The sequence below is a fragment of the Acidobacteriota bacterium genome (assembly GCA_028875725.1).
Classification (GTDB): Bacteria; Acidobacteriota; Thermoanaerobaculia; order Multivoradales; family Multivoraceae; genus Multivorans.
In genome coordinates, this window is record JAPPCR010000009.1 from 125,631 (window position 1) to 137,679 (window position 12,049).

Annotated in this window: 11 protein-coding genes; 7 read left to right on the forward strand and 4 right to left on the reverse strand. The window is 68.4% G+C overall.

What is annotated here, in order from left to right; translation table 11 throughout:
- Nucleotides 1-13 precede the first annotated feature (13 nt).
- The 4 genes from OXI49_11055 to OXI49_11070 all read left to right on the forward strand — a co-directional run bounded on the left by OXI49_11055 (nucleotide 14) and on the right by OXI49_11070 (nucleotide 5,261).
- Nucleotides 14-1,417: a hypothetical protein gene (locus OXI49_11055; GenBank protein ID MDE2691042.1), complete on the forward strand. Its 1,404-nt coding sequence runs from the start codon at nucleotides 14-16 to the stop codon at nucleotides 1,415-1,417.
- A 46-nt stretch (nucleotides 1,418-1,463) separates the two neighbouring features.
- Entirely contained in the window at nucleotides 1,464-2,816 is a 1,353-nt protein-coding gene (gene trkA, locus OXI49_11060) for a Trk system potassium transporter TrkA (GenBank protein MDE2691043.1), read from the forward strand.
- 18 nt (nucleotides 2,817-2,834) lie between these two features.
- Nucleotides 2,835-4,313: a TrkH family potassium uptake protein gene (locus OXI49_11065; GenBank protein ID MDE2691044.1), complete on the forward strand. Its 1,479-nt coding sequence runs from the start codon at nucleotides 2,835-2,837 to the stop codon at nucleotides 4,311-4,313.
- A gap of 120 nt (nucleotides 4,314-4,433) precedes the next feature.
- Nucleotides 4,434-5,261, forward strand: coding sequence for an SMP-30/gluconolactonase/LRE family protein (locus OXI49_11070; protein MDE2691045.1), 828 nt, complete (start codon nucleotides 4,434-4,436; stop codon nucleotides 5,259-5,261).
- A 296-nt stretch (nucleotides 5,262-5,557) separates the two neighbouring features.
- Here OXI49_11070 and OXI49_11075 read toward each other — a convergent pair whose 3' ends face one another.
- Nucleotides 5,558-6,010: a pyridoxamine 5'-phosphate oxidase family protein gene (locus OXI49_11075; protein ID MDE2691046.1), complete on the reverse strand. Its 453-nt coding sequence runs from the start codon at nucleotides 6,008-6,010 to the stop codon at nucleotides 5,558-5,560.
- A 229-nt stretch (nucleotides 6,011-6,239) separates the two neighbouring features.
- Here OXI49_11075 and OXI49_11080 point away from each other — a divergent pair, with 229 nt between their 5' ends.
- Together OXI49_11080 and OXI49_11085 are read left to right on the forward strand one after the other, a co-directional pair.
- A complete protein-coding gene (locus tag OXI49_11080; protein MDE2691047.1) occupies nucleotides 6,240-6,635 on the forward strand; it encodes a nucleotidyltransferase domain-containing protein in 396 nt (131 codons plus the stop codon).
- Entirely contained in the window at nucleotides 6,632-7,060 is a 429-nt protein-coding gene (locus OXI49_11085) for a DUF86 domain-containing protein (GenBank protein ID MDE2691048.1), read from the forward strand. Before OXI49_11080 ends, OXI49_11085 begins: the two co-directional genes overlap by 4 nt.
- Before the next feature lie 31 nt (nucleotides 7,061-7,091).
- Here OXI49_11085 and OXI49_11090 read toward each other — a convergent pair whose 3' ends face one another.
- Nucleotides 7,092-8,528 carry an alkaline phosphatase D family protein gene (locus OXI49_11090; GenBank protein ID MDE2691049.1) on the reverse strand — a complete coding sequence of 479 codons (1,437 nt, stop codon included), beginning with the start codon at nucleotides 8,526-8,528 and terminating at the stop codon, nucleotides 7,092-7,094.
- Between the two features lie 94 nt (nucleotides 8,529-8,622).
- On the reverse strand, nucleotides 8,623-9,390 hold the full coding sequence (locus OXI49_11095; GenBank protein MDE2691050.1) for an SDR family oxidoreductase: 768 nt from the start codon (nucleotides 9,388-9,390) through the stop codon (nucleotides 8,623-8,625).
- A 77-nt stretch (nucleotides 9,391-9,467) separates the two neighbouring features.
- Between OXI49_11095 and OXI49_11100 the strand changes: the two genes are divergently transcribed.
- Complete coding sequence (locus OXI49_11100; protein ID MDE2691051.1) at nucleotides 9,468-10,643, forward strand: PLP-dependent aminotransferase family protein; 1,176 nt, start codon at nucleotides 9,468-9,470, stop codon at nucleotides 10,641-10,643.
- On the opposite strand, the gene OXI49_11105 is transcribed toward OXI49_11100, so the two are convergent.
- Nucleotides 10,631-12,040: a sulfatase gene (locus tag OXI49_11105; GenBank protein MDE2691052.1), complete on the reverse strand. Its 1,410-nt coding sequence runs from the start codon at nucleotides 12,038-12,040 to the stop codon at nucleotides 10,631-10,633. The genes OXI49_11100 and OXI49_11105 overlap by 13 nt on opposite strands.
- Nucleotides 12,041-12,049 lie beyond the last annotated feature (9 nt).

Sequence of the window (12,049 nt, forward strand, 5' to 3'; positions counted from 1 at the left end):
GGCCACGCAACAGATGCCATCGCGGAAGCCACGGGAGTCGACCCGGCATCATAGCGACGTTGGAAGACACCGGGGCGAGGCGTTTCGGAATCCGGTTCGGGATCGACAACGCCGCGCCTGGCGTTCGATCTTCCCGATCCTGTCACTTTTCGCTCTCGCCGGCCTGACCGGGCCCGCAAAGGCTGCGGCACCGGCACTCGAGACCACCGACGGCACGGAAGCACTGCGTCTCTACCTCGACTGCGACTGGGGCTGCGACTTCACGTTCCTGCGTACCCAGATCACCTACGTCAACTGGGTGCGCGATCGCCAGGACGCCGAAGTCCACGTCCTCGTGACCATCCAGGGCGGCGGCAACTCGCGCGAGTACACGTTCAACTTCATTGGTCTGGAGCGCTTCGAAGGCACCGATCAGAGGCTGATTCACGCGTCGTCGTACACCGACACGGACGACGAACGCCGGCGCGGCATCCAGCGCCTCCTCGAACTGGGTCTGGTGCGCTACGTGCTGGAGACGCCGCAGGCCGCAGGACTCGTCGTGGAGTTCCAGAACGGGGAAGCGGAGGACGAGCCACACACCCTGGTGGTGGACGACCCCTGGAACCACTGGGTCTACCGCCTGCGCCTGAACACCGACTTCCGAAGCGAGGATCGCAGGGACTCGCAGTCCTACCAGACGAGCGCTTCGGCGGGCCGCACCACGGACTTGTGGCGGATGGGAATGGGCGTCTTCTACTCCTACCGGGAGAGCAACTTCGAGTTCGAGGACGGCAGCACCTTCAAGAACGTCTCCCGGAGCACGAGCTACTTCGGCCAGGTGATCCGTACCCTGGCCCCGCACTGGGGCGTGGGCGTCGGCGCCAGCAGCAGGCGCTCCACTTTCCTGAATCTGGACAACTCCTACCGCGCGGCAGCGGCCATCGAGTACAACTACTTCCCCTACAGCGAGTCGTCCGAACGCGAGTTCACCTTCGCCTACTTCATCGGGGGCACCCGTCTCGACTATGAGGAGGTCACGGTCTACGACAAGCTGGAGGAGACCTACACGGACCAGGGCGCGTACATCGCCTTCGGCATGGAACGGCCCTGGGGCGAGGCCCACCTCGACCTCCAGTACAGCCACTTCATCGACGACTTCGATCGCAGCCGGATCGAGCTCAGTACCGATATCGAGTACCACATCGTGCGCGGGTTGAGCTTCGACGTCTACGCCGGCGTGTCGCGGATCCGGGATCAGATCTACCTGCCGAAGGGCGGCGCGACGGACGCCGAGGTCCTGGTCGCCAGACGGCAGTTGGAGACGGACCTCTCCTTCCGCGGCGGCATCCAGCTCCGGTACACCTTCGGCTCGATCTATAACAACGTCGTCAACTCGAGGCTGAGCAGCGAGAGCGGCGGCTTCTCGCGCATCTTCTAGATCTCGCAACGCGGCCCGCGGGCGCCGCTCCGGTATCGTGGACCGCGTGGCTGTCGTCATCGCCGGTGGCGGCGACATCGCGTACCTGCTTGCGTCCTCCCTTGCGCGGGAGGAGGACGTCTTCGTCATCCTGCCGACGGAGGCCGCCCGCGACCGGTTCGAGAACCTCGACCTGCAGATCACGGTGGGACCGGCGGCCAGCCGGTCCGTTCTCCAGCACGTAGGGCTCTCCGACCGCGACACCTTCGTCGCCTGCGCCGACTCCGACGAGCGCAACATCATCGCCTGTCTGGCGGCGCGCGGCCGGGCGCAATGCACCACGTACTGCTTCATCACGCAGGACGAGCACCACGAGAGCTTCAACGACCCTGAGCAGACCACTCTCGAGGAGGTCATCGACCACCTGATCTGGCCGCAGTGGTCGCTGGCCCGGGAGATCGGCCGCATCGTGCTCGAGCCTCGGGCCCTCGATGTCGAGAGCTTCCACCGCGGCCGCATCTGGCTCGTGGAGTACAGGCTGGAGGCCGACTCTCCGCTCTGCGGTCCCACCCTCGCCGAGGCGCCCCTGCCGCGCAACACCCTCATCGTGAGCCGGGTACGCGACGGCAAGCTGATCGTGCCACGCGGACTGGACCGCCTGGAAGCCGGCGACAAGGTGCTCTTCATGGGCCGGCGCACACCGCTTCGCCAGGTGGCGAAGCGCTTCTTCGCCGCTCCCGAAACCGTGGTCCGCAGCGTGACGATCGTCGGCGCCGGCCGCACCGGCCGACTCCTCGCGCGCGAACTCACCAGCGGCCTGTGGCCGGAAGTGAAGATCATCGAGTCCTCGCGACGGCGCTGCGAGGACATCGCCGACCAGGTGGGCCGGGCGATCGTCTTCCACGGCGACGGAACAGACCTGAGGCTGCTGGAGGAGATCGGCGTCGCCCGCAGCGATGCGCTGGTTGCCATGGCCGGCGACGACCAGACCAACCTGCTCTGCTCCCTGATCGCGAAGCAGCTCGGGATCCCGAAGGTGGTCACGGGCGTCAGCAACGAAACCAGCAGCGCCCTGTTCGAGCGGGTCGGCATCGACGTCACCCTGAACGCCCGATCCGCCGCGATCGCCGAGGTCCTCCACCAGATCCAGGCGCCCCGGCTGGAGTACCGCGCGACGCTCGAGGACGGCCTCGCGGAAGTCGTCGAAGTCGTCGTTCCGGAGGACTTCGAGGCCCGTCGCCTGAAGGAGATGGACATGCCGAACGGCGTGATCGTCGGCGGAGTGCTGCGCCAGTACAACACCATCGTGCCCGGCGGCGAAGACGAGGTGCGGCCGGGCGACCGTCTCCTGATCGTGACCACGACGGAGAGTTCGGGACTCGTCGGACCGACCTTCGGCCTGACGCCCGGGGCGGCCTGACGGGCGGCGCGAGCGAGCGTGCGCGGCTCACTGGTACTTCGCACGACCCTGGCCCTGGTCGGCTGCTTCGGCGTCGTCCTGCTCGCGCCCTCCGCGGTCGAAGCCGCCTATGGCAACGGCCGCAGCGCGACGGGTTTTCTCGGCGCCGCGGTCGTGGCCATCCTGCTCGGACTCGGGTCTCGCCTGTTGCCCGGGCGGGGCCTGGAGATGCGACGCATGGAAGGGCTCGCGACCGTCGGCATGTCCTGGCTGTTGCTGGTCCTGATCGGCGCCGCTCCCTACGTCGTGAACGGCTTCGATCCCGCCGATGCGCTGTTCGAGTCGATGTCCGGCCTGACCGGGACCGGCGCCACGATCCTCACCGACTTCGACGCGGCCAGCGAGGGCGTGCTGCTGTGGCGCAGCCTGAGCGAGTGGGTGGGGAGCATGGGCATCATCGCCCTCTTCATCGCGGTCCTGCCCGCGCTCCGCATCGCCGGCCGCCAGATGTTCTTCGCCGAGGCTCCCGGTCCGACGGAGGAGCGACTCACGCCCCGCATTCGCAACACGGCCGTGGCCCTCTACACCCTCTACGTCGGCTTGACCGTCCTGGAGACCGGACTCCTCGTCCGTCTCGGCATGCCGCTCTTCGACGCCGTCTGCAACTCGCTCTCGACCGTCTCGGCGGGCGGCTTCTCACCGCATCCGAGCAGTATCGCGGGGTACAGCAGCCCCGCGATCGAGTGGACGGTCATGGCGTTCATGCTCCTCGCCGGCGCCAACTACGCGTTCCAGTTCCAGGCCATCCGGGGGCGGCCGCTGACCCTGCTGCGCAGCGAGGAGTTCCGCCTCTACCTCCTGATCGTCCTCGTTGCGACCCTGCTCCTGGCGTGCACGCTGAAGAGCGACGAGGTAGCCCTGTGGGACTGGATCAGGGCCGGAGCGCTGTCCGAGGAGACTCTGAGGCGAGCGGGCTTCCAGGCGCTGACCCTCATCACCACGACCGGTTTCGCCACGGAGGACTTCGCGCTCTGGTCGGGAGCGAGCCAGACGATTCTCCTGCTGCTCATGTTCTGCGGCGGCTGCGGCGGTTCGGCAGCCGGCGGGCCGAAACTCGTGCGTATCTGGCTGATCGCCAAGTCATCTCTGCTCGAGCTGTTCCACACCGTCTTCCCGCGCGCGGTGCGGCCCCTGCGACTCGACGGCCGCCGGGTCCCGGAGGATGTGATCCACGCCATCGTCTCCTTCCTTCTGCTCTACCTCGTCCTGTTCGCCCTGAGCGTCGGAGTGGTCGGGCTGACCGGCGTGGGAATGGAGACCGCCGTGACCGCCAGCATCGCCACGCTCGGCAACATCGGCCCCGGGCTCGGGGATGTCGGCCCGTTCGACAACTACGCCCACTTCCCGGCGGGGATCAAGGTGTATCTCTCGCTCAACATGTGGATCGGGCGGCTCGAGATCATCACGGTCCTGATCTTCCTGCACCCCGCCGCCTGGCTCGGCCTCCGCTGGCGCTAGCGCGGCCGAAGGTCCAGAAGCCAGCGCTTCGCGCCGGATGCCGGCGAGGACGCCGGCGCACCCAGTTTCTGCCGCGCAGGCTCCCAGGCGCGCTGAAGCCGCTGCTACAGTGCCCGCCCCATGGAACTCCTGGCATCCGGCTACACCCTGGTCGAAGGACCGCGAGTCGACGCGGAAGACCGCCTCTACTTCAGCGACGTCCACAACGGCGGCGTCTATCGCCGCAGCCCGAACGGCGAGATCGAAACCGTCGTGCCGAAGCGCCGCGGCGTCGGCGGCATCGCGCTCCACGCCGACGGCGGCATCGTGTGCTCCGGCCGCAACATCTGCCACGTCCGGGACGGCGTGACCCGGATCCTCTTCGACCCGCCTGACACGCCCGGCTTCAACGACCTGTTCGCCGACTCCCAGGGCCGCGTCATCTGCGGAACGATGCGCACGAGCCCGTTCACCGGCGAGAAGGAACGGACACCCGGTGAGTGCTGGCGGATCGAGGCGGAGGGTGAAGCGACCGAGCTCTACGGCGACATCAGCCTGACCAACGGCATCGGCTTCTCGCCGGACGGCCGCACCCTGTACCACGCCGACACCGCGCACAAGCATGTGGTCGCCCACGACGTCACGGACGACGGCCGGTGCGTCAATCGGCGAACAATCGCCGAGCCCGACCGCGGCCGCCCCGACGGCCTCGCCGTCGACGAGGAAGGCTGCCTCTGGGTCGCCTGCGTAGCCGGCGGCTGCGTCACCCGCTTCGATCCCGCGGGCCGGATCCTCAGCCACCTGGAGGTACCCACGAGGAACATCACCAGCGTCTGCTTCGGCGGCAGCGACCGGCGCGACCTCTACGTCGTCACGACCGGCGACCCGGACGAGCCTGGAAGCAGCGGCTCGATCTTCCGGACGCGGTCGGCGGTGGCCGGGCTGCCGGTGCCGATGGCGACGATCTGAGTCGCAACGGCTCCACGACATGCCAGAGAAACCGCCAACTTCAGCCCAGCCACGGCGACCCACCGCCGCTGGCGCGGCCCCAGACCCCACCCGTTCGGCGGCTCAGGAAGCCAAGACTCACCGACTCGCACCTGTGGAAGAGAGTCCCAGACCCGCCGACGACACCCGCGCCAAGCTCGCGGAACGCGGAATCTCAGAAGAAGACGTCGCCGACGCCATCCGCTGGGCCCGCTCCAACGAGTAGCTAGCCACGTACCGGCCACTTTGAGGCAAAGGAGAAGGGGGAGGCGCCAACTCTACGGATCGAGATCCGCCACCCACGTAAGCACTTCGCCCTCGCCGGCCAGCAGCACCGTCCCCGGCATGACGCGAAGCCGCCAGGGCGTCAGGCGCAACACGGCGAACCCCGGACTGTCGGGGCCGTCCCATCCGGGGATCATCGCCGGGTCGTAACCGACCGGTGGAGGCGTCGACTTGAAGAGGTTCCAGGTCCGCTCCCGCGTGGGCAGGTCGAACGCCCACTCCGCCCGGCATTCCGCCACGCATGTGTCGTGGTTCTCGGTCCAGTAGTTGCACGAGATGTAGGGACTGGTCTCGAGGTGTGCGCGCTTGGTTGCCGTCGGGCCGGTACCTATCCAGCCGGTGAGGACGCCGTCCTCCCACTCCCAAATGGGGTGCAGGACGCGTGAGCGGGGCCGGTTCGCCCGGTCCACAGTCGCGGCCGAACACCAGACGATCCGGTGAGCCATGTCGACGAACGCCGGGGCCACTTCGGACAAAGATGTGGACAACTTCGGTTCCTCCTGATGCCGAGAGAGCGGCCGGACGTTAGCAGTGGACAGAATCCACAGGCCGACACGCGCATCGCTTGTACGATAGGCATCGGCAGAGTCGTGCCCTCCAATCCTGGAGATCCCGAAGATGGGTAAAGAGCAGTCTGGTAGCGGGACCACCCACGGCACCGACCTTCAGGTCCGCTTGACCCGCGCCCTAGAGCCGCGGCCTGAGATTCTCGACGCCTACCTCTTCGGTTCGCAGGCGCGGGGCGACGCGGGCACCCTGAGCGACATCGATGTCGCCGTGTACATCGACGAAGACCTGGCCGAGCCGGGGCCGTACGGCTACGACGCGGAACTCATCACCGACCTGATGACGGAGCTGGGAACGAACGCTATAGACGTCGTCCTCCTGAACCGGGCACCGCCACTGCTCTATCACCGCGTCCTGCGCGACGGGAAACTGCTGGTGACCCGCGACCTGAAGTCCACGACCACCCGCGCCGGCTACGCCCTTTCGCGCTACTTCGACTTCTTGCCGCAACTGAAGAAGCAGGCGGACGCACGCCGCTACGCGAACAGGAGCCGTCAGGAGTGAGCCCGGGCCAGGTCCAGCCGGAGATCATCGAGCGGCATCTCACCGCGCTGCGCGGGGCACTCGGAGAGCTCGAGCGGCACGCAGACGCCTCGGTGCGGTCACTGCGCACTGACACGAGCCTGCGCTGGGCGGTAGAACGGGGCCTGCTGCTCTGCATCCAGAACGCACTCGACATAGCCAGCCACGTTGCGTCGACCGAAGGTCACGACCCGCCGACCTACGGAGACTCCATCGACTCCCTCGTCGCGTCAGGGGTGCTACCTGCGGAGTTCGGCGAGAACTTCCGCGCCGTGGCCGGCTTCCGGAACATCATCGTCCACGGCTATCTCGACCTCGATCTGAACCGCGTGGCCCGGTTCCTGGGTGACGATCTGAACGACTTCGAGGTTTTCGCTCAGCACATCGAGCGCTGGCTCGAGGGCTGACGCCGGGCCTGGGAGCGAACTCGCCCTTCAGCTACGAACCCAGCCGCTCGATCTCGTAGACCACCCGGCCGGACACGTCGCGGTGCCGCAGGACGATCCGCGGCTGCTCGTCAGTCCAATCGACATCGACACTGAGGAACCCGCCGCCGACGCGGTGGAAGCGGTGGTACCCGGGGTCTTCGCCCGGCGTGCCGCCGGCGTGGGCGTCGCTGGCCGGACCCACCGAGAACTCGTCCAGCCCCGTCTCCGGGTGGACCGAGTGGTACTGCCAGTGGCGGTCGCCGACGATGACGAGGAACCGCTCGTCCAGGTTCGCGCGAAACCACTCGCGGACTTCGTCGCCTTCGTGGCTGAAGGCGGCGTTGGCGTGGTTGTCGGCCTTGTTCGTCCGATCCGGACCGACGATCGGCGTGGGCGACACGAGGATCTTCCAGTCCGCGTCGCTCGCGAGCAGGGAGTCCCGAAGCCAGCGCCACTGTTCGGCACCCCAGATCGTCTTGCCGGGACCGTCCGGCATGTCGTTGGGTGAGCGGAAGTCGCGGCCTTCGACGAGCCAAAGCTGCAGGCCCTTGCCCCAGCGGACGGTCCGGTAGGGACGTTCCGGCGCCGGCATCTGCTCGACGAACACCGCAAGACCCTCCTCGAAGGTCATCGGCGCGGAAATGCCGGGTTCGATCGCCGGCCAGGAGTCGTTCAGGAGCAGATCGTGGTCGTCCTTGAGCCAGTAGCCCGGCACTGAGCGCAGGAAGGACGCGATCGCCGGCAGGGTGAACATCCGTTGCCAGTGGTAGCGCGCCAGCTCGACGGTGGTCGCCCGCGGCGACTCGTTGTCGTAGTACACGTTGTCGCCGATGGACAGGTAGAAGTCGGGCCGGCCGGCGGCCATCGACGGATAGATCTGGAAGCCGTCCGGCCGGTCGCGCCGCCCGTAGTACTGGCAGGTCATCGCCGCAAACCGTACGGGCAACCGCTGGTCAGCGGCCGGCGCGGTGCGGAAGGTCGCGGTCTCGACCGCCGTCGCGGGCGCCTCCGCATTACCGCCCGCAGGCCGCGCCTCGACCGTAACCACGTAGCGAGTGTTCGGAGTCAGGCCGTGGAACGTCGCCTGGTGCGTGAAGTCGCGTTCGGCCCCGGTCGAGCGCCAGCCGGGGATCCGTCTCGCCGGGATGCCGTTTGCCTCGCCCGCCGGCACCGCCGGTCGCAGCACGACCCGCACTTCGCCCGGTGCGCCGGGCACAGCGCCTTCGAGGGACGACACGTCGGTGCCCGGCGCCAGGGTGACGACCGGCCGGCCCGAGATCTCCCGGCCGGCGCGCCGTAACGGCTCGGCCGTCGTTCGCGTCCAGACGATCGCCGAGTCCACGCCGACTTCTCCCACGCGAACGCCGCTCGCGAGAAAGACCCCACCAGCCTGGGCTTTGACCGCGGTCGTGCCTGCGGCGGCGCCCACGAGGGCCAGGAGAACCACCGCTCCGAAGGCCGAGCGGCAACGCACACGAGGCCGGAACGACATGATCACTCCGCCGAACCGCCCAGGTCGAGCGCGCGAGGCTCCTCCACCCCTAACCGCAGCCCAGCACTCCGCCGTCGACGGTGAACGTCTGGCCCGTCGTCCACGAACCCGCACGCGAGGCGAGGTAGACCGCGATCCCCGCGCAGTCGACCGGCTCGCCGAGGCGCCGGAGCGGTGTTCGCCCGGCGACCGCCTGCTCCCGCTGCGGATCCTCCCACAACGCGCGGGCGAAGTCCGTCTTCACCAAACCGGGGCAGACGGCGTTCACACGGATGTTGTCGGGACCGAATTCTGCCGCGAGATTGCGCGCGAGCTGCATGTCCGCCGCCTTGGAGATCGCGTAGGCGCCGAGCACCGCGTTGCCCCGAAAGCCGCCGACCGAGGAGACGATGACGATCGATCCGTCCTTGCGCTCCTGCATCTCGGGAATCACCATCTGGCACAGCCAGTGGACGCTCCTGATGTTGACCTCCATCACCTTGTCGAAAGCCGAGTCCGGAATGCCAAGGCTCGATCCGTAGTACGGATTGACCGCGGCGTTGACGACGAGATTGTCGATCTTCCCCCAGCGCTCGCGGGTCGCCGCGACCAACCGTTCCAACTGATCCTTGTGACCGACGTGACAGGGATGCGCGATCGCCTCGCCGCCGCTCTCATTGATCGCGGCCGCGACCGCCTCGCAGGCATCCGCTTTGCGGCTCGAGATGACGACCTTCGAGCCGAAGGCAGCCAGGGCTTCGGCCATCGCCTTGCCGATGCCCTTCGTCGATCCGGTGATGACGCTCACCCTGCCGGTGAGGTCGAAGAGATCCTTCATCGTACGCTTCTCCTTGGTCGAGGGTCGAGGGCCGCAGAGGGTAACAGCCCGCGGCCGCTGCTACAGTCCCCGCCGCGATGACAGACGCCCCACGCTCAAGCCACCCGCCTCTGAATCCGATCCCGATGCGGGTCGGCATGACCGCGCCCGAGGCCTTCCCGGCGGCCGAGATGGCCGAGGCGGCCGGCCGCGCGATCCTAGACATCGGCAAGGACTTCGCCTTCTACCCCGGCGACCTGGGTCATCCCGGTCTGCGCGAGGTGTTGGCCCGGCGCGAAGCGGATCGCGAGGGCACGGACTTCGACCCCGACGAGATCGCGCTGACCAACGGCTCCATGCAGGCGGTGACGCTGGTGGGCAGGGTGCTGATGGAAGAGCCGGGCGACATCGTGATCACCGAAGAGACGACCTATTCGGGCACTCTCGGCGCCTACCGGGGCCTCGGCTACCGCCTGGTCGGCGTGCCGCTCGACGAGCAGGGGATGGACATCGGCGCGCTCCGCCGGACACTGGAGAACCTGACCGCGGCCGGTGAAAAGCCGCGCTTCATCTACACGCTGCCGACCTACCACAACCCGACGGGCGCCGTGATGCCCCGCCAGCGCCGACTCGAGATGATCGAGGCCGCGCGCGACTACGACGTCCTCCTGGTCGAGGACAATTGCTACGGCGACGTCCACTACGACGACGCGCCGCGGCCGCCGCGGAGCCTCTACGCGCTGGCAAGCGGCGAGGGCGTCGTCTACATCGGCTCGCTGTCCAAGATCCTCGGCGCCGGCGTTCGCATCGGCTATCTCCTGGCCAGGCAGCCGCTGCAGCAGCGGTTTCTCGACGAGCGTTTCGACGCCGGCCAGAGCACGCTGTCATCCAGCATCGTGGCGGAACTGCTGCGCGGCCGCCTGCCCGCGCAGATCGAGCGCAACAACGCCGCCCTGCTGCCGAAACGTGACGCCTTGCTGGCCGCGCTCACCGAGCAGCTCGGCGGCATCTGCACCTGGCGAAAGCCGGCCGGGGCCATGTTCCTTTGGGTCGGCCTGCCCGAAGAGGTGGACCGCGAAGCGCTGTTCGCGCTGAGCGAGCAGCGCGGCCTCGAGTACGGCTACGGCGCCGCCTACCACGCAGGCGACGAAGACGTGCCGTTCCTGCGTCTGGCGTACGCCTGTCCCTCCGTCGGCAGGATCCGGGAGGGAGTCGAGTTGCTGACCGGCTGCCTGCGGGAACTCGCGCCGGGGCGTTTTCCTCAATCCACGTAGCCCAGCGCCCTGAGGCGCCGGCGCACGTCCTCGTCGAGTTGGTCGTCCTCGATCTCTTCCGCGGATTCGACTTCGTCGGCCAGGTTCCGCTCGGTCAACAGCCCGAGCATCCGTTCGACGATATCCGGCCGTTCGGAGGCCAGGTTCTCCAACTCGCCTGGATCCGCATCCAGGTCGAAGAGCATCGGCTTGGTTCCCTGGGAGGGTGACTGCGGCAGCACGAGCTTGTAGTGGCCGCGCATCACGGAGGCGGCACGGTGACCGTCGACGTCGAGGTGGGTGTAGACATCCGGCGGATCGTCGCCGCGGCGGCGCGCCGCCAGCAGATTCCGCCCGTCGTTGGGCGGCGCCTCGATGCCGAGATAGCCGAGCAGCGTCGGCAGGACGTCGACGTGCTGCGCCGGCGCTTCCACGCGGCGCGGCGGCACGCCGGGCAAGCGCATGACGAGCGGGACCCGCAGCACCTCCTCGTAAAGCGAAAGCCCGTGCTCCCAGCGGCCGTGCTCCGCGAACTCCTCGCCGTGGTCGGAGACGTAGATCACCGCCGTATCCTCGTCCAGGCCACGGACCGACAGTTCGTCCAGCAACTCGCCGAAGGCACGGTCGTTCTGGGCCACCTCGGCGTCGTACAGCCGCGAGAGGGCCTCGGCGGTCCCCGGCTCGGGCTCCACTTCGCCACGGTTCAACCCCAGCAGGTAACGGACCGTGCGGTAGTGCGCCGGCGCGCCGTCGGCCTCGAACATCTCCTCGAACTCCGGCGCCGGGTCGTAGGGGCCGTGGGGGTCGATCGCGTGCAGGAAGAGGAAGAACGGCCCGTCCGCGCTCTGCCGCTCATCGAGCCACAGGCGAACACGGTCCAGCATCGTCTCGTCGCGCTCGCGGTCCTCGCTGCGGAAGCGGGTGAAGCCCTGTGCGAAGCCGAACGCACGGCCGACGTTCGGGTTGCGGACGAGCCCCAGGCCCTCGTAGCCGTTGGCGGCCAGGATCTCGGCCAGGGTATCCGCGTCCTCGGGCAGCACGGAACGCCGGCCGACGGTGCGATGCGCCGGCGGCAGCAGGCCGGTGAACAGGGACGCCACGGCCGGCCGGGTCCACGAAGACTGGGCGTAGGCGTTCTCGAACAGAACGGCGCCAGCCGCGAACGCGTCGAGTCGCGGCGACGTCGGCTTCTCGTAACCGTAGACGCCGAGACGGTCCGCACGGACCGTGTCCACGACGTAGAGCACGATGTTCGGCCGCCGCGGCTCGGACGTCCCGTCCGGCGGCCCGGCGCCGCAGGCGGCCAGCGCGACGGCCACCGCCGCTCCACCCACCAGGCGACAGACGGAACCGGCGGCGCCGCTCAGCGCAGCGAGCGCCAAACGTGAGTCGTGCAATGGCGAAGAGGATGGCGGCATGTCGACAGG